The 25786-nt window shown below is 48.6% G+C and carries 23 protein-coding genes and 2 other annotated features; of the genes, 16 read left to right on the top strand and 7 right to left on the bottom strand.

Going from position 1 to position 25786, the window contains the following annotated elements:
- Positions 1–3: 3 nt before the first annotated feature.
- Complete coding sequence (spo0A, locus tag B2U10_RS06480; RefSeq protein WP_035409083.1) at positions 4–726, top strand: sporulation transcription factor Spo0A; 723 nt, start codon at positions 4–6, stop codon at positions 724–726.
- A 156-nt stretch (positions 727–882) separates the two neighbouring features.
- Here spo0A and B2U10_RS06475 read toward each other — a convergent pair whose 3' ends face one another.
- Positions 883–1467, bottom strand: coding sequence for a dihydrofolate reductase family protein (locus tag B2U10_RS06475; protein WP_290786433.1), 585 nt, complete (start codon positions 1465–1467; stop codon positions 883–885).
- 675 nt (positions 1468–2142) lie between these two features.
- Positions 2143–2397: a DUF2627 family protein gene (locus B2U10_RS06470; protein ID WP_023467590.1), complete on the bottom strand. Its 255-nt coding sequence runs from the start codon at positions 2395–2397 to the stop codon at positions 2143–2145.
- Positions 2398–2519: 122 nt separating this feature from the next.
- On the opposite strand from B2U10_RS06470, the gene B2U10_RS06465 reads away from it, so the two are divergent.
- From B2U10_RS06465 to trpA, 15 genes are all read left to right on the top strand, one after another.
- Positions 2520–4175 (top strand): sigma 54-interacting transcriptional regulator, encoded by a 1656-nt coding sequence (locus B2U10_RS06465; RefSeq protein WP_290786428.1) that lies wholly within the window; start codon positions 2520–2522, stop codon positions 4173–4175.
- 145 nt (positions 4176–4320) lie between these two features.
- Positions 4321–5241 carry a phosphate butyryltransferase gene (gene yqiS / locus B2U10_RS06460; protein WP_035409077.1) on the top strand — a complete coding sequence of 307 codons (921 nt, stop codon included), beginning with the start codon at positions 4321–4323 and terminating at the stop codon, positions 5239–5241.
- Positions 5242–5254: 13 nt separating this feature from the next.
- Positions 5255–6379 (top strand): Leu/Phe/Val dehydrogenase, encoded by a 1125-nt coding sequence (locus B2U10_RS06455; RefSeq protein WP_023467593.1) that lies wholly within the window; start codon positions 5255–5257, stop codon positions 6377–6379.
- A gap of 16 nt (positions 6380–6395) precedes the next feature.
- Positions 6396–7499, top strand: coding sequence for a butyrate kinase (gene buk / locus B2U10_RS06450; protein ID WP_035409073.1), 1104 nt, complete (start codon positions 6396–6398; stop codon positions 7497–7499).
- A complete protein-coding gene (gene lpdA / locus B2U10_RS06445; protein WP_290786425.1) occupies positions 7469–8890 on the top strand; it encodes a dihydrolipoyl dehydrogenase in 1422 nt (473 codons plus the stop codon). Before buk ends, lpdA begins: the two co-directional genes overlap by 31 nt.
- 13 nt (positions 8891–8903) lie before the next feature.
- On the top strand, positions 8904–9917 hold the full coding sequence (locus B2U10_RS06440) for a thiamine pyrophosphate-dependent dehydrogenase E1 component subunit alpha (protein WP_056060235.1): 1014 nt from the start codon (positions 8904–8906) through the stop codon (positions 9915–9917).
- Positions 9914–10897, top strand: coding sequence for an alpha-ketoacid dehydrogenase subunit beta (locus B2U10_RS06435; RefSeq protein WP_290748965.1), 984 nt, complete (start codon positions 9914–9916; stop codon positions 10895–10897). The genes B2U10_RS06440 and B2U10_RS06435 overlap by 4 nt, the downstream gene beginning before the upstream one ends.
- A 14-nt stretch (positions 10898–10911) precedes the next feature.
- Positions 10912–12180, top strand: a complete 1269-nt coding sequence (locus B2U10_RS06430) for a dihydrolipoamide acetyltransferase family protein (protein ID WP_290786423.1) — start codon at positions 10912–10914, stop codon at positions 12178–12180.
- A 56-nt stretch (positions 12181–12236) separates the two neighbouring features.
- Positions 12237–12488, top strand: a binding site (T-box leader).
- 48 nt (positions 12489–12536) lie between these two features.
- Positions 12537–12786, top strand: a binding site (T-box leader).
- A gap of 50 nt (positions 12787–12836) precedes the next feature.
- Positions 12837–14231 carry an anthranilate synthase component I gene (gene trpE / locus B2U10_RS06425; protein ID WP_290786421.1) on the top strand — a complete coding sequence of 465 codons (1395 nt, stop codon included), beginning with the start codon at positions 12837–12839 and terminating at the stop codon, positions 14229–14231.
- On the top strand, positions 14228–14794 hold the full coding sequence (locus B2U10_RS06420; RefSeq protein ID WP_035409060.1) for an anthranilate synthase component II: 567 nt from the start codon (positions 14228–14230) through the stop codon (positions 14792–14794). The genes trpE and B2U10_RS06420 overlap by 4 nt, the downstream gene beginning before the upstream one ends.
- Before the next feature lie 6 nt (positions 14795–14800).
- Entirely contained in the window at positions 14801–15817 is a 1017-nt protein-coding gene (gene trpD, locus B2U10_RS06415; protein ID WP_035409058.1) for an anthranilate phosphoribosyltransferase, read from the top strand.
- Entirely contained in the window at positions 15814–16581 is a 768-nt protein-coding gene (gene trpC, locus B2U10_RS06410) for an indole-3-glycerol phosphate synthase TrpC (RefSeq protein ID WP_035409056.1), read from the top strand. Before trpD ends, trpC begins: the two co-directional genes overlap by 4 nt.
- Complete coding sequence (locus B2U10_RS06405) at positions 16578–17141, top strand: phosphoribosylanthranilate isomerase (RefSeq protein WP_290786417.1); 564 nt, start codon at positions 16578–16580, stop codon at positions 17139–17141. The genes trpC and B2U10_RS06405 overlap by 4 nt, the downstream gene beginning before the upstream one ends.
- Positions 17142–17143: 2 nt before the next feature.
- Entirely contained in the window at positions 17144–18340 is a 1197-nt protein-coding gene (gene trpB / locus B2U10_RS06400; protein ID WP_290786414.1) for a tryptophan synthase subunit beta, read from the top strand.
- The gene (trpA, locus tag B2U10_RS06395; RefSeq protein WP_290748983.1) at positions 18340–19122 is read left to right on the top strand and encodes a tryptophan synthase subunit alpha; all 783 of its coding nucleotides are present in this window, start codon (positions 18340–18342) and stop codon (positions 19120–19122) included. Before trpB ends, trpA begins: the two co-directional genes overlap by 1 nt.
- Before the next feature lie 50 nt (positions 19123–19172).
- Here the strand turns inward: trpA and B2U10_RS06390 are convergent, their stop codons facing one another.
- The 5 genes from B2U10_RS06390 to abc-f form a co-directional block, all read right to left on the bottom strand.
- A complete protein-coding gene (locus B2U10_RS06390) occupies positions 19173–19643 on the bottom strand; it encodes a GNAT family N-acetyltransferase (RefSeq protein ID WP_290773611.1) in 471 nt (156 codons plus the stop codon).
- A 19-nt stretch (positions 19644–19662) separates the two neighbouring features.
- A complete protein-coding gene (locus tag B2U10_RS06385; RefSeq protein WP_290786410.1) occupies positions 19663–21636 on the bottom strand; it encodes a penicillin-binding transpeptidase domain-containing protein in 1974 nt (657 codons plus the stop codon).
- A gap of 116 nt (positions 21637–21752) precedes the next feature.
- Entirely contained in the window at positions 21753–22469 is a 717-nt protein-coding gene (locus tag B2U10_RS06380; RefSeq protein ID WP_035409046.1) for a peptidoglycan DD-metalloendopeptidase family protein, read from the bottom strand.
- Positions 22470–22713: 244 nt separating this feature from the next.
- Positions 22714–23607 carry a diacylglycerol/lipid kinase family protein gene (locus tag B2U10_RS06375; protein WP_035409044.1) on the bottom strand — a complete coding sequence of 298 codons (894 nt, stop codon included), beginning with the start codon at positions 23605–23607 and terminating at the stop codon, positions 22714–22716.
- A gap of 67 nt (positions 23608–23674) precedes the next feature.
- Positions 23675–25531: a ribosomal protection-like ABC-F family protein gene (gene abc-f, locus B2U10_RS06370; RefSeq protein ID WP_290786407.1), complete on the bottom strand. Its 1857-nt coding sequence runs from the start codon at positions 25529–25531 to the stop codon at positions 23675–23677.
- Positions 25532–25786 lie beyond the last annotated feature (255 nt).

The following is a 25786-nucleotide window of genomic DNA, read 5'->3' as shown; positions in this document are numbered from 1 at the left end:
GGATTGATTAAAGTCGGGATAGCAGATGATAATCGCGAAATGGTCGAACTGATTCGCCAGCATATCTCTGCGCAAGAAGACATGGAAGTCGTTTGCGTCGCCTACAATGGCGAGAGTTGTCTCGAACGCATGAAAGAACATGAGGTGGATGTATTGCTCCTCGACATCATCATGCCTCATTTAGATGGGCTTGGTGTGCTCGAAGAATTGATGAAGAAAAAGAAGAATCCTGCTGTCATCATGTTGAGTGCTTTCGGTAAGGACGAGGTCTCACAACAGGCGGTCACCCTTGGAGCATCATACTTCTTACTTAAACCGTTCAGCATGGATCAGCTCGTTCAAAAAATTCGTCTCGTGACGAATCAAGGACAAGCTCCGGCGATCGAAACGATTGATCTAAAAGTCGGCTCGACGCTTCGAGAAGTGGGGATCGCTCCGCATATCAAAGGGTTTACGTATTTGAAAGACGCTGTCTTAATGGTGCTTGAACGGGAAGATCTACTCGGATTGATCACAAAGGAACTCTATCCGACGATTGCGAAAAAACATCAAACAACAGCTTCTCGCGTCGAACGAGCGATGCGTCATGCCATCAAGTCCGCCTGGAACGAAGGAATGCAGCAACACGAGTTGTTTAACGGTCGGATCGAACAAGAGAAGAGTCCAAAGAACTCGGAATTCATCTCGTATGTATCGAGTCATATGAATCAAGAACAATCCGGTTGAAGCCATATACCGTCTAATTCATAAAAGGCGCCAGACTGAAGATAAAGTGCAGTTTTTCTCTTGACGAGAAAGATTGCACTTTTTTTGTCCATCTCGAATCGCTACGCTTCTTTCCTCTTTCTTTCTGGTAAAAGGCAGAATCTAAACGATAACGGTTTATATTTGATTCTTATTTCGTTCATAGCGAATGATTGACACTCCGTTATCAAACGTGTGTTGTTCCATGACGTTCCAAGTGAGGGGAACCATTCTTTGATCGGGAAAGAGACGCTTACCGGAACCGATGATGACAGGATAATGGATCAAGCGAAGCTCATCGATCAAATCCGCTTGATAAAGTGTATGAACGAGTTCACTACTGCCCCAGATATGAAATGGTGGGCCATCCTGTTGTTTCAAAAGCTTTAGTTCAGAAGTCGGATGCTTCAAACAAGTTGTCGGCTGCCAAAGGACAGGTAGTGCATGACGCGTGGCGACATACTTCATGGCATGATCGGCAATCGGCCAGACATCTGAGTGGAGTGGCCAATAACTTGCCCATTGTTCGTAAGTCGCACGACCGAGCAACAGAGAGCAGTCCTCATGCATCCATCCGCGAATGACTTGACCGATCTCAGGATGTTGAAAAGGAACGGTCCAGCCACCATGTTCGAAATCGTTGCTTACATCCTCCTCCTTTCCACTCGGTGCTTGAACGACACCATCTAAAGATAGATGTTCGAATACGATGATTTTTCGCATACAAGATCTCCTTTCGAATGCACTCTTTCTACAGCATACGGTAGAGGTCAAAAAAAATAAAAGCGTTTGCAAATAAATATTGCATAAACTGAAATGTTTGTTATAATAAAGGTACCAAATGATTTGGCAAGACGTCAGATGAACGTCGAGTCGGCGAGGACTCCGGAAATCCCGTTGATGAATATCATCTCAGAACGCCAACTGTAAATGGCTCAAGAATGCCGGACGACATTCTCTTGGTAGAAGTCGTACCAAGGTATCTTGTTCATTCTAGATGGGAAATCTCGAATGAATGGGAGCTTCCATGATTTCGAAGCTAGGGAAAAGTGGAAGGTAACGGATCGTCTAAAATGAAAAGTACAGTTCGTGAAAAGGAGTGTTGTCTAGCAGTGATTGTTAGCAACCGAATGTTTGACTGCTTCAAGCGGATGACATTACGCTCCACCTAGGTCCCGAGTACAGTCAGATGATGGAACTGAAATACCATTCTATCGTTAGCTCGATAGCCAGATCTGATTTCTTTCCACCTCTTCATTAAGAGGAACACCTAAGGTTTTGGAGTACACGAATAGTTCTAACTATGAGAGGAGTTCATCCGTAAGTGAAACCAATTTTATACGAGTAAAAGGTCCCGCGCTTGAAATGAGTTCAAGAGATGGGGACCTTTTTCTGTGTTTATTTTTTTTGATAGCGGTCGGAGACTTTTCCACGTTTTCGATCGCGATAAAAGACATATCCTGCGACAAATCCAATACCACCCATCGCAAGAATCAACCCAACGAGACCTTGCAATACATATACGTAAGCCGCATCGCCTAAGTATTTAAACGGCACTTGCGCAATTAGAAAGACACTGTCGCGCATGAGCTTAATACCAATCGCGCCGATGATGCCGGGGATTAATAATGAGAGCAAACCAATGATACGCATAGGACGCCACTCCTTTCCAAGCGTATTGTATCAAAAAATCGATCGTTCTGCGAATCGGGTTTGCTTCCCTTTTTTATTCCGAGTAGGATAGAAATGTAAGCAGTTTCAAAGGGGGAATTTATATGCATCATCTACTCGTCGTCGGAGCAGGTCAAGGGGGAACAGAGGTCTTGCACGCATTTCAACGTTCACCACTATTAACGGTCATCGGTCTTGTTGATCCAAACATGGAGGCGCCTGGGGTAGCGCTTGCACGGCGCGCGGACATTCGGATCGAAACGAACTGGTCAGCATTCGAAGGAGCAGACGTCGATTTCATCATTGACGCTACGGGAGAAAGTGGCGTACTCGAACAATTAATCCATGATTTTCCGGGAGCGGCGGTCTTACCGGGTGAATTCGTCAGAGTGTTACTTGAGCGTCTGACTGAAAAAGAGAAAATGCTCGAAGCAATCATTCATTGTACGAGCGAAGCGATTTCCGTCGCCGATCAAGACGGACAGACGATGCTGATTAATCCGGCGTATACGCGAATGACCGGTTTCACAGAACGAGATGTCGTCGGAAAACCGGCTAGCGCTGATATCGGGATGCAGGAATCCGTTCATTTGAAAGTCTTGAATACAGGCGAGAACGTGCGAGATGTTCGTATGAAGATCGGACAAGATCAACGCGATATCATCGTCAACGCAGCACCTGTCATTGTCGATGGACAAGTCCGCGGTTCCGTTGGGGTCATTCGAGATATTTCGGAAATGAAGGCTCTAGCAAAAGAATTAAAGGCAGCGCGACAAAAAATCCGGACACTCGAAGCTAAATATACATTCGATGATATCATCGCCGAGAGTGAAGCAATGCGCTTCGTCGTCGATCAAGCGAAGCTTGCGGCAACGATGCCAGTCAACGTCTTGATTCGCGGTGAATCCGGAACCGGTAAAGAACTGTTCGCACATGCGATCCATGCAGCGAGCGAACGCAAATATGAACAATTCGTCCGCGTCAACTGTGCGGCGATTGCACCGACGTTACTCGAAAGTGAACTATTCGGGTACGAGGAAGGCGCGTTCTCAGGAGCGCGGCGCGGCGGGAAACGGGGATATTTCGAAGAAGCACACGGAGGTTCGCTATTCTTAGATGAGATCGGCGAATTGCCACTCGACGTCCAAGCCAAACTGTTACGGGTGTTACAGGAAAATGAAGTCGTCCGTGTCGGTGGCACGAAGGCGATTCCAGTCGATGTCCGGATCATCGCGGCGACGAATGCCAATCTCGAACAAAAAATCATCATGAATGAGTTCCGAGAAGATCTTTATTACCGGATTAATCGTTTACCGATTCACATACCGGCACTACGTGAGCGTCCGGATGATATCGCACCGTTAACCTTACACCTACTCCGCAAATTGAATCAAAGTTATGGACGATCGGTCGGACGGATCTCGGATGATGTACTCGAAGCAATGAAGAAGCAACCGTGGAAAGGAAACGTCCGCGAGCTTGAAAATGTCATCGGTCGCGCATTGATTTTTACGGATAAAACAGAAACGGTCTTACGAAAAGGACATCTTCAACTTGTCGTGCCACAAATAACAAAAGTCACGACGAGACAGAAAAAGGAAATCAAACATTTATCCGACGAGATGTCTCACGTCGAAGAACGATTGATCCGGGAAGCGCTTACTGCTTTTAATGGCAACAAAACAGAAGCCGCAAAACAACTTGGGATTTCTCTCCGGGCACTTTATTACAAAGTGGAACGATTTAACATTTATTCATGAAGCGCAAATTTTTGCGTGCAATATATTGCAAAAAATGCAAAAGCGTGCAAAATTAAAGACGTTCTTGCTTATCCTACCGTCTCTTTTGAATTGGCACGAAAATTGCTATTACTATTTATGTATGACAGGTAAGGGGGGGAATGCAGTGAGATTCAGTGAAATGGTCGAGCAGGCAGCTCGACTCGAAGATTCCGTCGTTGCGATTGCAGCTGCGGATGACGAAGAAGTGATGGATGCTGTCGCATTAGCAATTGAAAACGATTTAGCGCGTTTTCATTTGTTCGGGGATGCGACACGGATTCAGCAGATGATTCAAAAACGGACATTACGAGAGTCGCAGTTCGTGATCACCCACACCTCTACATCGCAAGAAGCGGCAGAGCGTGCCGCTCATGCCGTTCGCAAAGGGGATGCGAGTGTCTTGATGAAAGGTCTTGTTCCGACAGCGATGTTCATGAAAGCTGTCTTGAACAAAGAAACGGGTCTGCGTTCTGGAAATGTCCTGTCGCATGTCGCGTTGTTCGAAGTGCCAGGGCGTGAATCAGCGATCGGATTGACCGATGCAGCGATTCATATCCAACCGACACTCGAAGATAAGGTAAAAATTATCGAAAACGGTGTCTCCGCCTTACGAGCGCTTGGATACGGATTACCGAAAGTCGCAGTCTTAGCAGCCGTCGAAGTCGTCAATCCGACGATGCAGGCAACGATAGACGCTGCCCTACTGACGCAAATGAACCGACGTGGTCAAATCAAGGATTGCCTTGTAGACGGACCACTTGCGCTCGACAATGCCGTGAATCTCGTCGCTGCCCAGCAAAAAGGCTTGACGGGAGACGTAGCAGGGCAGGCGGATTTACTCGTCGTTCCGCAAATTGAAGTTGGGAACGTTATCTACAAATCGCTCATGTATTTCGCACATGCCTCTGTGGCGGCGATTCTCGTCGGAGCGCGGGCTCCAGTTGTATTGACAAGCCGCGCCGATACAGCAGAAGCAAAAATGTACTCACTAGCCTTTGCGCTATTAAATGCTCAACAGACGAAAAAAGTAAAACAAACAATCTGAGGAGGAACTTAAAATGGTCGAAACAAATGTAGAATCACGCTTCAGTATCTTTGAAACAATGGAGATGGAAGATTACGAACAAGTTGTTTTTTGCCACGATAAAGTATCTGGATTAAAAGCAATCATCGCGATTCATGACACGACACTCGGACCGGCACTCGGTGGACTTCGTATGTGGAATTATGCATCTGATGAAGAGGCATTGATTGATGCGCTCCGTTTATCAAAAGGGATGACGTATAAGAATGCAGCCGCTGGTTTGAACCTTGGTGGTGGCAAAGCAGTCATCATCGGCGATGCGAAGACACAAAAATCAGAAGCACTCTTCCGGGCATTCGGACGTTACGTCCAGTCACTGAACGGTCGTTATATTACAGCAGAAGATGTCAATACGACGGTTGCAGACATGGATTACATCCATATGGAGACGGACTTCGTCACTGGTGTCAGCCCAGCATTCGGATCAAGTGGTAACCCATCACCAGTTACGGCATACGGTGTCTACCGTGGTATGAAAGCAGCGGCAAAAGAAGTGTACGGAACAGATTCACTTGGTGGAAAAACGATTGCGATCCAAGGTGTCGGTAACGTTGCCTTCAATCTATGCCGTCATTTGCATGAAGAAGGGGCGAAACTGATCGTCACGGACATCAACCAAGAAGCACTTCAACGTGCTGAAGAAGCATTCGGTGCCTTGATCGTCGCACCAGAAGACATTTATAGCGTCGAAGCGGACATCTTTGCGCCATGTGCCCTCGGTGCGACATTAAACGACGAGACGATTCCACAATTGAAAGTCAAAATCATCGCTGGTGCGGCAAATAACCAACTTAAAGAAGACCGTCACGGTGACATGCTCGAAGAACGCGATATCTTATACGTACCAGACTTCGTCATCAATGCGGGTGGTGTCATCAACGTTGCCGATGAACTCGACGGATACAACCGTGATCGTGCCATGAAAAAAGTTGAACTCGTCTACGACGCGGTCACAAAAGTATTCGAGATCGCAAAACGCGATCATTTACCGACATATCGTGCTGCGGAGAAAATGGCAGAAGAGCGTATCGCAACGATGCGTAGTGCCCGCAGCCAATTCTTACGTCGTGATAAAAACATTCTAGGATCACGCGGCTGATCAGAGGAGGATATCCATGAGCGAACGTATTTTGACGATCAATCCCGGTTCGACTTCGACGAAGATCGGTATCTTCGAAGGACCAAACCCGGTGTTCATGAAGACGTTACGCCATCCAGCGGAAGCGGTCAGAGGACCGCTTCCAGCGCAGCTGGAGATGCGTCGTCATGTAGTACTCGAAGTGTTAGCTGAAGAACAGATTGATTTGAAAGCGCTTACTGCAGTCGTTGGTCGTGGTGGGTTACTCCGACCGCTTGTCAGCGGTACGTATGCGGTCAACAGAGAAATGCGAGAAGACTTACTCAGCGGTATTTTTGGCGTTCATGCATCGAACCTCGGTGGACTCCTTGCGGATGAGATTGCTCGGACACTCGACATCCCATCATTCATCGTTGATCCGGTCGTCGTTGACGAACTAGAACCGATTGCGCGTATTACAGGCTTACCTGAACTTGAACGAAAAAGTATTTTCCATGCCTTGAATCAGAAAGCTGTTGCGAAACGGTACGCGAAGGAAATCGGACGTCCATACGAGGAACTGCGCCTGATCATTGCACACATGGGTGGCGGCATTACAGTCGGCGTACACCATGAAGGGCGTGTTATCGATGTCAACAATGGACTCGATGGAGAAGGACCGTTTTCGCCAGAACGAAGCGGATCGCTACCTGTTGGTCAACTAGTAGAACTATGTTATAGTACCAAGTATAAACTTGAAGAGATGAAGCGTCTGGTCGTTGGGTCAGGCGGACTTGTTGCGCACTTAGGTACGTTTGACGCGGTTGAGATCGAGAGCCGGATTGAAGAAGGCGATGAAAAAGCGGCATTGTTATATGAAGCGATGGCGTACCGGATCGCGAAAGAAATCGCTGGTCAAAGTGCTGTCTTGTTCGGTCAGATCGACGCGATCATTCTAACAGGCGGACTTGCTTATAGTGATCGGTTGACGCGTATGATCGAAGAACGCGTCGCCCACCTTGGTCAAGTCGTGCGTAGTCCTGGTGAAGATGAGTTGCAGGCGCTCGCAGAAGGAGTGTTGCGTGTCTTACGTGGGGAAGAGGAAGTTAAGGAATATGGAGGCGAACCAACATGGCTAGAGAATTCGACGTCGTTGTCCTAGGTGGAGGACCCGGTGGATATGTCGCCGCGATCCGTGCAGCACAAGCCGGGAAGTCGGTAGCAATCGTAGAACAAGGAAAATTAGGCGGGACATGCTTACATCGTGGCTGCATCCCCTCTAAAGCCTTTTTGAAATCAGCAGCAGTCTATCAGACGGTCAAACACGCTACTACATATGGCGTGGACGTACCGGAATCGTTTTTACGATTCGAACAGGTCAAACAACGCAAACAAGAGATCGTAGATGGATTAGAGGCAGGCATTCAGCACCTGATGAAAAAAGGAAAGATTGAAGTCTTTCATGGTCGGGGTTCGATTCTTGGACCAAGTATCTTTTCACCGATGCCCGGAACAATCAGTGTCGAGCCGGAAGAAGGCGAAGGCGAGTTGATTCTTCCACGCCAATTGATCGTCGCGACAGGATCACGTCCACGTCCACTGAACGGTCTTGCTTTTGATTCAGAGTATGTCCTCAGTTCGGATGATGCGCTCGATATGGTAGATTTGCCAAAATCAATCGTCATCATCGGCGGCGGCGTCATCGGTGTCGAATGGGCATCGATGTTGACGGATTTTGACGTCGCAGTAACGGTCGTTGAATTCAGCGACCGGATTTTACCGACAGAAGATGCGGCAGTCAGTCGTGAAGTCGCCCGCCAACTAAAAAAGCGGGGCGTCAAGATTCATACGGGCGCAGCTGCACAAAGTGATACGTTCCGTATGTCAGAAGACGGCGTATCGATCGCGATCGACCGTAACGGAGAACAGACGACGCTTGAAGCGGATAAGTTGCTCGTCGCCATCGGTCGGATGGCGAATGTCGAAGGTATCGGAATCGAAAACACAAATATCGTCGTCGAAAATGGCTTCATCCAAGTGGATGACCATTTCCGGACGAAGGATCAACATATCTATGCAATCGGCGATGTCATCGGTCGCTTGCAACTCGCGCACGTCGCGTCAGCAGAAGGCGTCAAAGCAGTCGAGGCGATCGTAAACGGAACGACGACACCACTTGAATATGCGTTCGTACCACGTTGTATCTACAGCGTACCGGAAGCGGCATCGGTCGGTTTAACGGAAGACGAAGCGAAACGTGCCGGAATGGACGTTAAGGTCGGGAGCTTCTCGTTCAATGGGTTAGGAAAAGCGCGGATTGAAGGAGAAGCAGCAGGCTTCATCAAGCTCGTCTCGGATGCAAAGACAGATGATCTCGTCGGCGTTCACATCGTCGGACCAAAAGCAACGGAACTGATTAGTGAAGGTGGGTTAGCGCTCGTACTCAATGCAACGGCATGGGAAGTTGGACAGCTCGTGCATCCGCACCCGGCCTTATCAGAAGCATTTGGAGAAGCAGCACTTGCAGTCGACGGACTTGCGGTTCACGCCTAAGGAGGAATTACGGATGGAAAAGATAGAATTCAAAGAATTGGTAGAACTCGGATTAACGGAACAAGACGCGATTCACATGTTCGAAACGATGGTCCGTGCGCGGAAAATCGATGAACGGATGTGGAAGTTGAACCGAGCAGGTAAAATTCCCTTCCTCGTCTCGTGTCAAGGACAAGAAGCGGCTCAAGTCGGTGCAGCGTTCGCACTCGAAAAAGGAACAGATTACATTTTGCCGTATTACCGTGATTTAGGTGTCGTCTTGCACTTCGGTCAAACGTCACGCGATATCATGCTATCGGCATTCGCCAAAGCAGAAGATCCGAACTCAGGTGGTCGCCAAATGCCAGGACACTACGGTTCACGTGCCTTGAACATCGTCACTGGTTCAAGTCCGGTCACGACACAAGTCCCACATGCTGTCGGGATCGCGCTTGCTGCGAAGATGCGTAAGGAACCACTCGTTGCTTACGTCTCGTTCGGAGAGGGCTCTTCAAACCAAGGAGACTTCCATGAAGGGGCGAACTTCGCCGGAATTCATAAGCTCCCGGTCATCTTGTTCTGTGAAAACAATAAATACGCGATTTCGACACCACTTTCGAAACAGCTGTCAGCTAAACACGTTGCTGACCGGGCGATTGGCTATGGTATGCCAGGATATACAGTGGACGGTATTGATCCACTTGCTGTCTTCAAAGTCGTCAAAGAAGCACGCGAACGTGGATTACGGGGAGAAGGTCCAACCTTAATCGAAGTTGAAGTCGAACGTCTCGTGCCACACTCATCCGATGATGACGATAAATCATACCGTTCTGCTGAAGAACTCGATGCCTTAAAAGCACGTGACGGAATCAAACTCTTCCGTGCGCGTCTGATTGAAATGGGTGTCTTGACGGAAGAAACAGCGACTGAAATCGAACAAGCGATGGAGAAAGAAGTCGATGAAGCAACGGCGTATGCTGAAGCAGCGGCTTACGATGCGCCAGAAAATGCATTACGTTACGTGTACGACGAGGAGGAAACGAAATGACGACGTTAAGTTTAATCGAAGCGATCAATAGTGCAATCAAAGAAGAGATGGAGCGCGACGAGTCCGTCTTCATCCTCGGCGAAGATGTCGGTGTCCGTGGTGGTGTTTTCCGGGCGACACAAGGGTTGCTTGAACAATTCGGAGAAGAACGTGTCATCGATGCACCGCTCGCTGAAAGTGCGATTGCCGGTGTCGGAATTGGAGCTGCGATGTACGGCATGCGTCCAATTGCTGAAATGCAATTCGCTGACTTCATCATGCCAGCGGTCAACCAAATCGTCAGTGAAGCAGCGAAGATTCGGTACCGTTCGAACAATGACTGGACGTGTCCGATCGTCATCCGCGCACCGTTCGGCGGCGGTATTCACGGGGCACTTTATCATTCTCAGTCGGTCGAAGCGATGTTCAACTCGACGCCTGGTCTGAAGATTGTCATCCCATCGAATCCATATGACGCAAAAGGATTGCTAAAGGCAGCGATTCGTTCGAATGATCCGGTCTTGTTCTTTGAGCATAAACGGGGCTATCGTCTGTTAAAAGGGGATGTTCCTGAAGGCGACTATACGGTCGAAATCGGTAAAGCAGACGTCAAGCGTGAGGGCGAAGACGTGACGATCATCACTTATGGGCTATGTGTTCATATGGCACTTGAGGCAGCAACACGCCTTGAAAAAGACGGAATCGATGTTCACATCCTTGACTTGCGGACTGTTTATCCAATCGACCGCGAAGCAGTCATCGAAGCAGCGAAAAAGACGGGGAAAGTCTTGCTCGTCACGGAAGATAATAAAGAAGGTAGCGTCATGAGTGAAGTATCGGCGATCATTGCAGAAGAAGCCTTGTTCGATCTTGATGCACCAATCGAACGACTCTGTGGTCCAGACGTACCAGCGATGCCATACGCTCCGACGATGGAGAAGTTCTTCAACATCTCAAGTGAGAAAATTGAAGATAAAATCCGGACGTTACACGCATACTAAGGGGGAACTGACCGATGAAGACTGAAACACTTACGATGCCACAACTCGGGGAAAGCGTTACTGAAGGAACGATTTCGATGTGGCTGGTCAAACCAGGTGACACTGTTAAAAAATACGATCCGATTGCAGAAGTCATTACTGATAAAGTAACGGCAGAAGTCCCGTCTTCGTTTGATGGTGTGATCGAAAAACTTCTTGCAGAAGAAGGCGATACGTTGCAAGTCGGTGACGCAATCGTCACGATGCAAGTCAACGGGGGATCAACGGAAGTTGCTGCGACTGAACAAGAAGTCCCGGCTGTCGAAGAGACAACGACGGCTGATACTTCGATGAAAAAGCGCTATTCACCAGCAGTCTTGAAACTATCGGGTGAGCATGGCATCGATCTCGAACAAGTGACGGGTACAGGAGCCGGCGGGCGGATTACTCGGAAAGATTTGTTGAAACTGATTGAGTCCGGTGCTATTCCTACACCACAAACAACTGAACCAAAACCGGAAGCGAAAACGGCTCTGGTAGCGCCTCCAACAGAAGCACCATCCGCACCAAAACGTCCGGTCAGTGCACCACAAGCGACGGAAACGGGCGACATCGAGATTCCGACTGCCGGTGTGCGTCAAGCAATCGCTTCGAACATGGTACGTGCGAAACACGAAGCGCCACATGCCTGGTTGATGATCGAAGTCGATGTCACGAACTTGGTCGAAGCACGTAATCGTCATAAAGATGCGTTCTTCAAACAAGAAGGGGTCAAATTGACGTTCTTACCATTCTTCATGAAGGCGACGGTCGAAGGATTGAAGAAACATCCAATCATGAACTCGACATGGGCGGGAGATAAGATCATTCAAAAGAAAGCGATCAATCTATCACTTGCTGTTGCAACGCAGGACGCTCTGTTCGTACCAGTCGTCAAGAATGCGGATGAACTAAGCATCAAGGGGATCGCACGCGCGATTGATGACTTCGGGAAACGGGCACAAGCCGGCACGTTGTCGTCTGCAGAGATGCAGGGCGGGACGTTTACGGTCAACAATACGGGCTCATTCGGTTCAATCCAATCAGCACCGATCCTTAACTTCCCGCAGGCGGCGATTCTATCCGTTGAATCAATCGTCAAACGTCCAGTTTGGGTGAACGGCATGTTCGCAGCACGCGACATGGTCAACCTCTGTATGTCGATCGATCACCGGGTGCTCGACGGACTCGTCGCCGGACAGTTCCTACAAACTGTCAAACAAGCGCTCGAATCCATCGATCCAAACCAACTTTCCTTATACTGAGATTTTCCAGTTGACAGGGAAGTAGAAGCATCGTAATATAAGAAACAATTCAACACACGATAGCAAAGACGAAGAGAAGTAACTTGTGAAACGATTTAAGAGAGCTGATGGGTGGTGTGAATCAGTATCGGGTAACAAGCGAATGGCCTTCCGAGCTTCAGACCGAATCCTTTCAATGGGTAGTAGGCTCTGACGGGTTCCTCCCGTTATTGGGGTCGACGAATCAGGACAATGGTCCGGTTCGTTTCAAAGGGGACGATGTCAGCATCGTCAACGAAGGTGGTACCGCGGGTCTTCCCGTCCTTCATGTTCTACATGAATGGGCGAGAAGACCCTTTTCGTATACAATTGAATCGAATAAATCGTAGAGTGAGTTAAGTAGCGAGGCAACATCGGCGTTTCAGAGAGCGGAAGAATGGTGCGACTTCCGTACGGCGAGGTTTCGTGAATGGTCTCATGAGAGCGTGGCTGAACGAAGAAGTAGGTCACGACGGATGCCCCCGTTATCGTAGGCTATGATGTCTCTTATTTAGACGCATCAGACAGAGTGGGAACGGTCGAACCGTTCCAATCGAGAGGTGGCACCGCGAGATCATCGTCCTCCATGCAGCATATGCTGTGTGGAGGACTTTTTTTATTCCAGGAGGCGAACAGAGATGGTTCAGACAGACACACTTATCATTGAACAACTTGAACTAAACGGCGACGAGATGACGCCGATCATGATTTTCCAACAACTGAGTGGAACACAGAAATGTTTACTTGAAAGCTCCGCCCATACGGATCATGGACGGTATTCGATCATCGGTGTCGATCCGGTGGAAATGATCCGCGCAGAAGGACGAACCGTGACACGGGAACAGTTGAAGACAGGTCGATTGACACAAGAAACAGGTGATCCAGTACGACTGATGCAACAGTTGATCCTCCGGGAGGGCGTCGAAGAAGATCTTCCGTTTTTAGCAGGCGGGATCGGATATGTCGGTTACGATATGATGCGGGCGTATGAGACACTCGGAGCGATTCCGGAACGAACGCGCCAACTACCGGACGCGCTACTCGCCGTCTACGACCAAATCATCCTGTTTGATCATCTCGAACATCGTGTTCATTTAATTCAAACGTCACTTGGTGGCATCACCGATCGTGATGAATTACGTCAACGTCTAGTAGATCGGAAAGCGCAACTCGAACAATCGCGAGAGCGAACAGACATCGAGCGTCCACTCCGGGATGTCGTTTATGAACCGTTGATGGATCAAGAGACGTTTGAAGGACTCGTCGAACAAGCGAAGAGACATATTCGGCAAGGCGACGTCTTCCAACTGGTTTTTTCGCAACGACTCGATGCGACGTTTACGGGTGACCCGTTCCAATTTTACCGAAAACTCCGTAAGAATAATCCGAGTCCCTATCTCTTTTATATCGACTTAGGCGAAGCAATCGTACTTGGGGCCTCCCCGGAAAGTTTGGTCCAAGTCAAAGGGAATCGAGTGACGACGAATCCGATTGCCGGCACACGTCGCCGGGGGAAGACGACAGAGGAAGATGAACGGCTAGCAGAAGAGTTGCTTCACGATGAAAAGGAACGGGCCGAGCACCGGATGCTCGTCGATCTTGGACGCAACGACTTAGGACGGATTTGTCAGATTGGTACCGTCGAAGTGACACGCTTCATGCAAATCGAACGATTCAAGAACGTCATGCACCTCGTCTCGGTCGTTGAAGGGACGTTAGCAGACGGGAAGACTGGAGCAGACGCACTTGTCTCTTGTCTACCGGCTGGGACGGTCACAGGAGCTCCGAAAATTCGAGCGATGCAGTTGATTGACCAGTACGAACAGGTCAAACGAGAAGTATACGCTGGAGCTGTTGGCTATTTCGACATTCGGGGGAATATGGATTTTGCTCTCGCGATCCGGACGATGGTGATCAAGGATGGTGTCGCTTCTGTTCAAGCAGGAGCTGGCATCGTCTACGACTCGATTCCACGACTTGAGTACCAGGAGACGTTACACAAAGCGAAATCACTACTGGAGGTTTGGAAATGATCGTCCTGATTGATAACTATGATTCCTTTACCTATAACCTATATCAATACGCATCGGTTTATACGGCCGTCCACGTCATTCGAAACGATGCGGTTAGCATCGAAGAGCTCCGCGAGATGAAACCGGACGGTATCATCCTCTCACCCGGTCCCGGTCGCCCGGCTGATGCTGGCATCTGCATCGATCTCATTCGTCAATTATCGGGTCAAGTACCAATTCTCGGTGTCTGCCTCGGACATCAGGCAATCGGCGAAGCATTCGGAGGACGCATCGTTGAAGCACCGGTCATCATGCACGGGAAGACATCGATGATCCGACAATCGGGACAACTCTTCGACGAAATGACAGGAACGTTAGAGGTCATGCGCTATCATTCGCTGATCGTCGCTCGAAACGACTTACCGACGGAGCTCGTCATCACAGCAGAAACGGATGACCGGACGATTATGGCACTCGAGCACCGGACGCATCCGACTTTCGGAATCCAGTTCCATCCTGAATCCGTCGGAACACCACAAGGACAGCAGATGATTAAACGATTCATTGAATTGACGAAGGAGTGACGAACGATGAAAGAGACGTTATTGAAATTAGCAGAAGCAAAACATTTACGATATGAAGAGATGCAACAGGCAGCACGCGAACTGTTTGCAGAAGACGTGACCGATAGCGAAATTGCTGCTTTTCTCGTCGCCTTGAAAGCAAAAGGGGAGACTGCAGAAGAATTAGCTGGTCTCGCTTCAATCATGCGCGAGGTCGCCCTCGACATTCCGGTCACCGGCGATTTCATGGATAACTGCGGCACGGGAGGCGACGGCTCACAATCGTTCAACATCAGTACGACAGCCGCCTTCGTCCTAGCCGGTGCCGGTATGAAAGTCGCGAAGCACGGAAATCGGAGTGTCTCGAGTAAAACGGGCAGCGCTGATGTGCTCGAAGCACTCGGGGTGTCACTTGATGCGACACCAGAACGTTTAGCAGAACAGCTCGAGTCGAACGGAATCGCCTTCTTGTTTGCGCAACGGATGCACCCACGCGTCAAGCAAATCATGAAGGTTCGACGCGATCTGCGGATTCCAACGATCTTTAACTTGATCGGTCCGTTGACGAATCCGGTCCCACTCAAGACACAACTATTAGGAATTTACCGGGAGGATATGCTCGAGACGATGGCGTTGACATTGCATCGACTCGGTCGGAAGCGGGCAATCGTCTTGCATGGTGCGAATGGAATGGATGAAGCATCCCTTGCCGGAACGAACCAACTCGTCTTACTTGACGAAGGTGAGCTGATCCGCTTCAGTCTTCACCCGGAGGAAGTCGGACTGAAGACCGCACCGCTTGAAGCGATCCGTGGAGGTAGTGCACAAGAGAATGCGACGATTTTACTGCAAGTCCTTGGTGGCGAGCATGGTGCTTATCGCGACACGGTCCTACTCAATGCCGGAATTGCACTCTTTGCAGCAAATCGAGCGAAGACGATTGAGGAAGGGATTGCTTTAGCAGCAGATAGCATCGATTCAGGACGAGCGATGGAACGATTGAACCAATTACGACAAATGACACGGGAGGAAGCAATCGGATGAATATCTTAGATCGCATCATCGAAACGAAACGAGCAGAAGTCCTGCAATTAAAATTAAACGGGGTCGAACGAATTGATCGAGAGGCATTGAAGCCGTCGATTAAGCAACGACTAGCGGGAGCGGATTTATCCGTCATCGCGGAAATCAAACGAGCGTCGCCATCAAAAGGTGCCATCGCACTCGACGTCGATGTCGTCACTCAGGCAAAACAATATGAAGCGAGTGGGGCGACCGTCATCTCTGTCTTGACGGACGAGACGTACTTCAAAGGATCGATGGACGATTTAGCGGCAGTCGCTGCAGCGGTCGACATCCCCGTCCTCTGTAAGGATTTCATGATCGACCGGGTTCAGATCGACCGGGCAAAAGCACATGGAGCACGGTTGATTCTCTTAATCGTCGCCGCTCTCGAGCAGGAGACGCTTGCTGACTTGTATGCGTATGCTTACGCGGAAGGGCTTGAGGTCTTAGTCGAAGTCCATGACGAAGAGGAATTACGCCGGGCAGAGGCGATTGGTGCGCAAATCATCGGCATCAACAACCGGAACTTGAAAAAGTTCGAAGTTGATTTACAGACATCGGTCGGATTACTCGAACAGAAACAACCAGACGTCCGGTACATCAGTGAGAGTGGCATCAAGACGGTCGAGGAAGCACAGTTGTTACATGCTGCAGGTGCAGACGGGATCCTCGTCGGTGAGACATTGATGCGGGCAGACGATCCACAAGTCTTCATCCGAGAAGTGAGTGGCGTTCGCGTATGACACGGATTAAGTTCTGTGGTCTCCGGGAAAGCGAACATGTCGAAGCGGCAGTTCGCTTAGCGGACTACATCGGCTTTATCTTTGCTAAAAGTAAACGACAGGTCACGCTAGAAGAAGCAGCGCGTCTTAGACGCGACATTCCAAGTACGGTCCAGGTCGTCGGGGTCTTCGTCTCCCCGACTTACCAGCAGGTGACCGACGCCGTCGAGCAAGTCGAACTGGACCTCATCCAAATTCATGGGACGATTCCGGACGGCAAGCTACCGGTTCCGATCATTCAAGCGATTCCCGTGACGGACATCGCAGAAGTAGAGCAACAGACGGAGTATTTACTCGTCGACGCACCGGTTGCTGGAAGTGGCGAGACATTCGACTGGTCACGAGACATTCAAGCAGAACGTCCACTATTCATTGCCGGTGGCTTGACAGCAGGAAACGTCGGAGAAGCAATCAAACGATATCGCCCGTTCGCCGTTGATGTCTCAAGTGGCATCGAGACGGACGGACGGAAAGATCCCATCAAAATGCAGGCATTCGCTGATGCCGTAAAGGAGAGATAAGCATGAGCTACGCACTACCGGACACACTCGGGCAATACGGTAAATACGGAGGACGCTACATCCCGGAAACATTGATGCATGCAGTGATCGAACTTGAAGAAGCATACGAAACCGTAAAAGAAGATCCAGCATTTCAAGCGCGAATGGACGAATTGCTGAAAGAATACGTCGGACGTGAAACACCACTTTACTTTGCCGAACATTTGACGCAAACGATTGGTGGCGCAAAGATCTATTTGAAACGAGAAGACTTGAACCATACCGGTGCCCATAAAATCAACAATACGATCGGTCAAGCGTTACTGGCTGAACGGATGGGGAAACGAAAAATCGTTGCTGAGACAGGGGCAGGACAACACGGTGTCGCGACAGCGACGGTCTGTGCCTTGCTCGACCTCGAGTGTGTCATCTTCATGGGCGAAGAGGACGTCCGTCGTCAAGAGTTGAACGTCTTCCGGATGGAGTTACTTGGAGCAACCGTCATCCCGGTCACACAAGGCAGTCGGACACTCAAAGATGCCGTCAATGAAGCACTCCGTTACTGGGTCAAACATGTCGAAGACACGCATTACTTGATGGGTTCTGTTCTCGGACCACACCCATTCCCACAACTCGTGCGTGATTTCCAAGCGGTCATCGGAAAAGAGACACGACGTCAAATCATCGAAAAAGAGGGGCGTCTGCCAGAGGCGATCGTCGCTTGTGTCGGCGGCGGTAGTAATGCGATCGGGATGTTCCATCCTTTCATCGATGATACAGATGTAAAATTGTATGGCATTGAAGCAGCGGGCAGCGGAATCGACACAGAAAAACACGCAGCGACGATGACAAAAGGAGAGGTCGGTGTCTTGCACGGTTCGATGATGTATCTCTTACAGGATGCCCATGGTCAAGTACAAGAAGCGCACTCGATCTCAGCTGGACTCGATTACCCGGGTGTCGGACCGGAGCATAGCTTGCTAAAAGATATCGGTCGTGTTCAGTATGAAGCGGTGACCGATGAACAAGCACTCGAAGCACTTCAGCTGTTAAGCCGCAAGGAGGGAATCATCCCGGCACTTGAGTCGGCACACGCCATTGCCTACGCGACTCAACTCGCTGCAGAGATGGACAAGGAAGAGATTCTCGTTATCTGCTTATCAGGACGTGGCGACAAAGATGTCGTTACTGTCAGAAACGCACTAAAGGGGGAAGAATGATGCGATTAGAAACAGCGATTCGTAACGTTACAAGTAAGGGCGAAAAAGCCTTCATCCCGTACGTCATGGGGGGAGATGGAGGGATTGATCGCCTTCCGGAAATCTTAGCGTTTCTCGCTGAATCCGGAGCGACAGCGATTGAAGTCGGCGTTCCGTTTTCGGATCCCGTTGCTGACGGTCCAGTCATTCAAGAAGCGGGACTCCGGGCGCTAGAAGCGAACGTCGGACTGAAGGATGTTCTTGAGGCGGTTCGCGTTGCCCGTCAGACCGTCGATGTTCCAATCGTCTTGATGACGTACTTAAACCCGATTTTCCGTTATGGATTAGCAGCATTTCTAGCGACATGTCGCGAAGTCGGGGTTGACGGATTGATTATTCCTGATTTACCACTTGAACAGAGTGAACAGTTCTTCGAACGAGAGGACAAGTCGGATATCGCGCTCGTTCAACTCGTCTCCTTGACGAGTCCAATGGAACGGATTCAAAAGATTGCCGATAAAAGCGAAGGGTTCCTTTATGCCGTTACGGTCAATGGGACGACTGGCGGACAGACGACGTTTGATACGGCGCTTGAAGAACATTTAGCAAATGTCGCAGCCCATAGCCCGGTACCGGTACTTGCCGGGTTCGGAATCAGTACACCGGAACACGTCAAACAGTTGAGTCGACCAGTCGCGGGTGTCATCGTCGGCAGTAAGATCGTCGACTTACTCCATCAAAACGATCGAGAAACGATTCAACAGTTGATGGCAGCACGGCTTGCGGCAACGCCGTCACATTAATGAAAAAGAGCAGATGATCATACGATCATCCGCTCTTTTTCGTATAGATGTCACTTTTGAACGAGTGACTTCTGCAAGTTCGTATACAGCGGTTCGAATCCGAGTTCTTCATAAAACGTTGCGGCCCGGTCGTTGACGGTCCAGACATTCAAGCGAACAGCATCCACCTTTTGCTCGAGTGCGAGTTCTTCTGCCACCTGTATCAACTGGCGACCGATTCCTGATGAACGATGGGAAAAGGTGACACCGACGTCAGTGATGTTCAAGATTCGGACAGGCGTAAACCGGTCGGGTGCCGGTGCCGTCCACTTACCAAACAAGTAACCAATGAGTGTTTCTCCATCGAGCACTGTCAGACAGAGGTGTTGTTCTGCTTCTATCATCTGACTTAAAGACTCTAGCGTGTATGGTGTCGTTACATCTGGGTGAAAGTGAGGCGACAACTGCTTGTGATGCGCGAATGTCTCTGCCGTCAGTGTAAGCAGGGCAGGGAGGTCTGAAGTACAGCTAGTGCGGATCATCAAGAAGCGATCACTCCGATCATCGATTTTGTTTGAGTACTTCGGCGACAAGTCCCGACACGTACGGACTGCCACGATTTTCTTTTTCGACTGACTCGATCATGATGGCAACGAGAAGATCTTTTTTGTCGTTGTCGTATCCAACGAAGAAGCCATTCTCTTTGCCGTCGGTTTCGCCTGCCTTTTTCAATTCTGCCGTACCTGTCTTACCGGCAACATCGACTTCTTTGATATCAGCCGGAAGCGTATAACCGTTATGAACGACATCATACAAATCATCGCGGATCATCTTCGCGTCGTCTGCGTCGAGTAAATCCTTCTTAAAGACTTGCTTCGTTTTTTCCTCTTGTAAGAGTGTCGGACGATAGATTGTTCCATCCGTCAGGAAAATTTCATACATCGATGCTAAGTGTAGAATATTCGTCAACATCTGACCTTGTCCGTAAGACGTGTCCATCAGCTGTCCATCAGAAGAAATCGTGCCGTCGTTTGAGATCTGTGAGGCACGTAATGGATACGTGAACGGTAGCTTTTCACCGTATCCGAGCGCTTCAAGACCAGACGTAAATGCTTTCGTTCCGACTTGTTCGAGTGTCGAACGGGCGAAATAGATGTTGTCGGAATAGACGAGCGCATTATGCAGATTGACCGGGGCCGGTGTCTCATGAATGCGGGTGACGTTAAAACCATCGATCTTATTTTTCAGCCCATTGATTGTGTAGGCTTTTTCCGGGTCGAGCGTTTCGCTCTTTAATCCGACAGCAGCCGTCAATGGTTTTTGAGTCGAACCGGGTGCGAAGGCACTTGTGAATCGGTTCAATAATGGCTGGTCCGGGTCCTGCGTCAGTTCATCGAGTCGTGCTTGTGAGATTCCTGACATGAATTCAGAAGGATCAAAGCCAGGAGAGCTGAGTAAGACACGGGTCTCGCCGGTCCGCGGATCAATCGCTGATGCTGTTCCGGGATCATCCTGCATCGTTTCATAAGTCTTTTTTTGAAGAGTGGCATCAATTGTCAACGCAATATCTTCGCCATCCGTCGGTTTCGTTTCGGCAACAGTAACGTTTGAGCCGTCTTTTTTCTGTAAAGTGATTGTCGCACCGGCTTTACCACGTAAGCGCTCATCGAGTACTTGTTCAAGTCCACGTTTCCCGACTTGCTCGCCAGCTTGGATTTGATTTTTTGATTGTTTAATCTCGTCTGCTGTCGCTGAACCGATATATCCAATCAAATGAGAGGTTGCTTTACCAAGTGGATACGTTCGGACTTCCGTTTCTTGGACACTGATTCCAGGAATGTCACGCAATTTTTCAACCATTGCTTCGTCGGTCATCGTTTTGAGCGGAACGAACTGTCCATCTTTGACCCAACTTGCCTTTAAGGAATCTTCGACTGAAGAGGTCGGGCGGTCGAGCAATTCGGCAACTTTCTCGATGTCTTTTAATTGTCCGGCTGTCGCGCCGACAGCAAATCCTTTTCCAGAGGTTGCGAGCGGTTTCTCATTCGAATCGAGTAAATCACCACGTTTGCCTTCAACGGTTTGTAGCTGGACTTTGTCATCCTTTTTAAAATCCTTTAGGACAAAAGAAGTATCCCAGTCGATGAACCAGTTTTCGGTCTCACCTTGTTTCTCAAATGTCAGTGGAACTTGTTTATCGTAGGCAACGGTTCCTGCAACCGTATCAAAGGAAATCCGCACGGGAAGGGACGCTTTTTCGTCATCCGTTGCTTCCTCCGCTTTCTTTCGTTCGACGGATAACTTTTGAATATCAAGTGATTTCGACAATTGTTTCGTTCGCTCGATGAATTCTTTTTTACCGTATTCTTTTTTAGTAGCTGTACTCGCGTACGTATACATTTTATCGTAGTCCTGTTTCTCCCAAAGTTTGATATAGGCATCAAGACGTTCTTCAGGTGTCGGTTGATCTTGGCAACCGGCAAGCAGAGTCACGCCGAAAGATGCCGATAGAATCAAGGGAATGGTTCGTTTCATATGATTCGCCTCCTATATGCATGAGAGCCATGAATATACCGTACCACTCCTGTCAGAAGATTTCATCTGAAACAAAAAAACGGACTTCTCAAGATGAGAAGTCCGGCGAATCTGATTCAGTTGAAGTAATTGAGTGGATTAACGCTGTTTGCTGCAGACGTTCCACTGTAGACGTAAGAGCCGCGGTGCATTTCAAAATGCAAGTGAGCACCAAAGGCATTTCCTGTCGCGCCGACTGTCCCGATTTTTGTTCCTTTAGCAATCGTTTGTCCAACAGAAACAGCACGGCTGTTCATATGTGCGTAAACTGTCGTGTACTGGATGCCGTTAACCGTATGCGTCATCATGACATGATTACCGTATGCACCGTAGTAACGAGACGTGATGACCTTTCCAGCAGCTGAAGCATAGATGGGTGTACCCGTCGGAGCACCGATATCAATACCATTGTGGAACGTGTAACCATAAACACCGCTTGCCGCACCGTATCCTTGTGTGATCGGACCGCTTGCTGGACGCGAAAAACCAGTCGTTGCTTTTGTTGAAGTCGTCGTACTGTACTTTTTAACATATGTAGAAGAAACGTAGCGTGATGCGCCGCCGTATGAAATTTTTGTCCATGAACCAGAAACACCGAGATAATTGAATGTCTGTCCTGTATTGACGCTACCGACGATTTTATAAGCCGTTGATGGACCTGTCCGGACGCGTAGTCCGTCTGCCATGACTTTTACTTTATATGTCGTTGCGGCCTCAACTTTCGAAGCACTCGTTGTAGCAAAACCTGAAACTACCAAAGCTGTCATTGTCATTGTTGTAAGCAAACGTTTCATTAAGTATATTTCCTCCTTAAAAATCTGAAGCGCCAGAACTGATCATTACAAAATTGTAAGATTTTATGTATATTTATTTATTTTAAAGAATGATTTTTCGCCTGAGATGATTATAGCATCGTCAATAACACAAAAATATTTCAAATATATTTCAAAATTACGCTTTGTTAACATATATTGTAATGGATTTTAAAGTAAAAAAGAAACCGACAAATCGTCGATTTCTTTTTTTACTCGTATAACGTTAGTCAGCAGAGAATGGTGAATATACAGTGAGATGTTGAGGGAGTACCTCGACAGTCACAGGAACATGACCTGCCGTATCACCATCGGCATTGATTGGTAACTCTTCTTTCGAACGAATCTCGACACGTGTCGTCGTGAAGTGTTCGATTTGATCCGCTTTTGATAACCCACCCGTGATGAGTTTAGGTAATGCTTGAAGCGCATCAAAGAATCCGAGCTTCGTAATGATGAATCCATGGAGTAATCCATCGTCGACTTTTGCTTCTTCCGCAAACGATTCGAATCCACCAACGGAATTCGTCAAGGCGATGATTAACAAGTGGGCTTCTCCATCAAATTGTTTTTCGGCAGAGTTGATTTCGATTGGATAAGGACTATGATCCTTAAAGGCTTTCAGACCTTCAATGAAATAAGCGACCGATCCAAGTGACGTTTTCTGTTCGATGCTCACTTCTTCGACGGCTTCCGCAATCAGACCAACCGCAATGACGTTCATGAAGTAATGATCATCATATTTACCGATATCAAGCGGGCGGGCAGGGGCATCAGCTAATATCTGAATCGCCTCTTCGGGGTCCGTCGGGATGTGTAACGCGCGTGATAAATCATTGACCGTCCCAAGCGGTACGATCCCAAGTGTTGGACGATGTGGTTGCTCGGCAATTCCAGTAATGACTTCATTGACCGTTCCATCACCACCCATGGCGATGACGGCGTCGTAATTAGACTGGGCGGCATGACGTGCGAATTCCGTTGCATCGTGTTCTTTTTCCGTGAATCGAACGTCGACGGTTTGAAAGCGAGTAGCAAGCGTCTCTTCAGCGAGCGTCGCGTGTTTTTTTCCGAGTTCTTTACCAGAAGACGGGTTGATGATCAACATAGCTTGAGACAAGATGAATTCCTCCTTTGACGTATCTGTTCCTATTTTCCCGAGTCAAAGAAGGACTAATCATTTTAGTTCAAGTTTCTAAAATTAAACGTTCATACAAACCTTCAATTTTTCGTAACAATGCTTCTTTTTCCATCTCGACCGTCATCCATTCTTCTTCCGCGGATACATGAGAAAGAACGGCATCAAGATGTACGACTTGAAGTTCCAGCTCTTCTATTTGCTGTTCAATGGACTGTTCTTTCGCAGGTGCTTTCGAACGCTTTGAAATTTTCGATTTCTTCTCATGATTTATCTGAGGTGGTGTGTCATGACTGGCATGTCGTTTCTCCACTGCGTAAGCATAGTTTCCAGTATACGAAGTAATTTGATGGTCAAGCCAAATGATTTTTGAAAAAAGACGATTCAAGAAATAGCGGTCGTGTGAGACGGCGATCAATGTACCAGAAAAATTCTCGAGTGCTTCTTCAAGCGTCTCTCTTGATTCAATATCTAGATGATTCGTCGGCTCATCGAGAATCAAAACGTTGATCGACGAATGAACGAGTACGGCAAGCTGCAATCGAACACGTTCTCCTCCGCTTAGTGACAAAATAGACCGAAAGACAGTCGGTCCAAAAAACAGGAACCGGGCAAGAATATGGCGGGCTTCCGCTTCTGGAACGGCAATGCGGTCTCTAAACCAGTCGATTAAGCGAGCATCCTCCTCGAAATGGGCATGCTGGGACAAGTAACCGATCCGGTTCGATGGTCCACGCGTGAGCGTGCCTGCGTCTGGTGACAATTCATCAAGCAACAGTGCGAGCAACGTCGATTTCCCGCTCCCATTCGTTCCGACGATTGCAACCCGATCTTGAGCCATGATTTCGAACGAGACAACATCGAAAATGCGACGGGAATCGTAAGCGAAAGAGAGCTCTTCAGCGCGAAAGACGACTTGACTCGTATGATCGGTAGAAGAAAAAGAGACATCAGCGGTTTTGGCTTCGAGTTGCGGTCGTTTGATCCGTTCGATTCGCTCGAGTGCCCGCTCCATCGATTTTGCTTTACGGAATAATTTCTCACTCGGTGGAGATGCTTCGTTTGCCCACTGCCGTAGTCGACGAATCGCTTCCTTCATCTTCTTGATTTTTTTCTGTTGTTCCTGATAGGCGTGGAACTGTTCCATCAAGCGACGTTCTCGTTCGACTACGAACGCACTGTAGTTCCCTAGGTAGGAGGTCAGTTCACCATCTTCAAGCTCGACAATCGAGGTGACGACGGCGTCTAAGAAGACCCGGTCGTGAGAGACGAGCAGGATAGTTCCAGTGTAGTCCCGTAAGAATTGTTCTAACCATTCAACGGCAGCTAAATCAAGATGGTTCGTCGGCTCATCAAGGATTAGGAGGTGTGGTTCCATCAGCAACATGCGACCGAGGCAAATCTTCGTTTGCTCACCGCCGCTCAACTGATGGAAAGGGCGAGTGAGTAACGGACGTAAATGTAATCCGTTCACCATGCGCTCGATCTTCGAGTCGAGTAGATAGCCATCTTTTTGTTCGAATGCATTTGTCGCTTCCGCATATCGAACGAGTAGTGCATCCAGATCATCTGGCGCTGTCGCCATCATAAGCTCCAACTGTTGCATCCGAGAACGGATTGCGAGGATCTCTTCAAACGCCGTCCAAAGGACGTCGAGTCCGGTCATTGTCTCGGCATAAGTGGGAAGTTGTTCCAAGTAGCCAATCGTCAAACCGTTCTTTTGATAGATGACGCCACCGTCCGGTTGGTCAAGGCGAGCAAGTAAGCGGAGTAATGTCGTTTTACCACTCCCGTTTCGTCCAATCAGACCGACACGATCGTTTTCGTTTAAGAAGAGGGAAACGTCCGTTAAGATCGTTTCGCCTCCGAATTGTTTTGTCAGATGTTGAATGTCGCAAATCATCATAATGAGTTGATCCTTTCGCGCGCATTAAAAAAAGGAGAGCGCAAATAGCACTCTCCCTAGTGTGTGAAAGATGCGCTTTGCTGTATTTTTCAATCATGAAGTTCTAAAAAGGGCAGACGGGTGCCTTAGAACGCCATTCCATGAAAAATCGCGCGCAACAGATACAATTGTTCCATTAACCAATGTTTGCACGCAGCAAAGTCCATCATTTCACACCACCTTTCGTTTCAGATACAACCAGTTTACCATTATCTT

The organism is Exiguobacterium sp. UBA7533 (assembly GCF_002479335.1).
In the GTDB taxonomy this organism is placed as follows: domain Bacteria; phylum Bacillota; class Bacilli; order Exiguobacteriales; family Exiguobacteriaceae; genus Exiguobacterium_A.
This window is presented reverse-complemented; position numbering and strand designations above follow the sequence as displayed.

What these genes read in the sequence shown, in the direction of transcription:
- B2U10_RS06475 (WP_290786433.1), bottom strand. Translation starts at nt 1,467, where the DNA reads ATGCGAAAAATCATCGTATTCGAACATCTATCTTTAGATGGTGTCGTT.
- B2U10_RS06470 (WP_023467590.1), bottom strand. Translation starts at nt 2,397, where the DNA reads ATGCGTATCATTGGTTTGCTCTCATTATTAATCCCCGGCATCATCGGC.
- B2U10_RS06465 (WP_290786428.1), top strand. Translation starts at nt 2,520, where the DNA reads ATGCATCATCTACTCGTCGTCGGAGCAGGTCAAGGGGGAACAGAGGTC.
- B2U10_RS06455 (WP_023467593.1), top strand. Translation starts at nt 5,255, where the DNA reads ATGGTCGAAACAAATGTAGAATCACGCTTCAGTATCTTTGAAACAATG.
- buk (WP_035409073.1), top strand. Translation starts at nt 6,396, where the DNA reads ATGAGCGAACGTATTTTGACGATCAATCCCGGTTCGACTTCGACGAAG.
- lpdA (WP_290786425.1), top strand. Translation starts at nt 7,469, where the DNA reads ATGGCTAGAGAATTCGACGTCGTTGTCCTAGGTGGAGGACCCGGTGGA.
- B2U10_RS06440 (WP_056060235.1), top strand. Translation starts at nt 8,904, where the DNA reads ATGGAAAAGATAGAATTCAAAGAATTGGTAGAACTCGGATTAACGGAA.
- B2U10_RS06435 (WP_290748965.1), top strand. Translation starts at nt 9,914, where the DNA reads ATGACGACGTTAAGTTTAATCGAAGCGATCAATAGTGCAATCAAAGAA.
- B2U10_RS06430 (WP_290786423.1), top strand. Translation starts at nt 10,912, where the DNA reads ATGAAGACTGAAACACTTACGATGCCACAACTCGGGGAAAGCGTTACT.
- trpE (WP_290786421.1), top strand. Translation starts at nt 12,837, where the DNA reads ATGGTTCAGACAGACACACTTATCATTGAACAACTTGAACTAAACGGC.
- B2U10_RS06420 (WP_035409060.1), top strand. Translation starts at nt 14,228, where the DNA reads ATGATCGTCCTGATTGATAACTATGATTCCTTTACCTATAACCTATAT.
- trpD (WP_035409058.1), top strand. Translation starts at nt 14,801, where the DNA reads ATGAAAGAGACGTTATTGAAATTAGCAGAAGCAAAACATTTACGATAT.
- trpC (WP_035409056.1), top strand. Translation starts at nt 15,814, where the DNA reads ATGAATATCTTAGATCGCATCATCGAAACGAAACGAGCAGAAGTCCTG.
- B2U10_RS06405 (WP_290786417.1), top strand. Translation starts at nt 16,578, where the DNA reads ATGACACGGATTAAGTTCTGTGGTCTCCGGGAAAGCGAACATGTCGAA.
- trpB (WP_290786414.1), top strand. Translation starts at nt 17,144, where the DNA reads ATGAGCTACGCACTACCGGACACACTCGGGCAATACGGTAAATACGGA.
- trpA (WP_290748983.1), top strand. Translation starts at nt 18,340, where the DNA reads ATGCGATTAGAAACAGCGATTCGTAACGTTACAAGTAAGGGCGAAAAA.
- B2U10_RS06390 (WP_290773611.1), bottom strand. Translation starts at nt 19,643, where the DNA reads ATGATCCGCACTAGCTGTACTTCAGACCTCCCTGCCCTGCTTACACTG.
- B2U10_RS06385 (WP_290786410.1), bottom strand. Translation starts at nt 21,636, where the DNA reads ATGAAACGAACCATTCCCTTGATTCTATCGGCATCTTTCGGCGTGACT.
- B2U10_RS06380 (WP_035409046.1), bottom strand. Translation starts at nt 22,469, where the DNA reads ATGAAACGTTTGCTTACAACAATGACAATGACAGCTTTGGTAGTTTCA.
- abc-f (WP_290786407.1), bottom strand. Translation starts at nt 25,531, where the DNA reads ATGATGATTTGCGACATTCAACATCTGACAAAACAATTCGGAGGCGAA.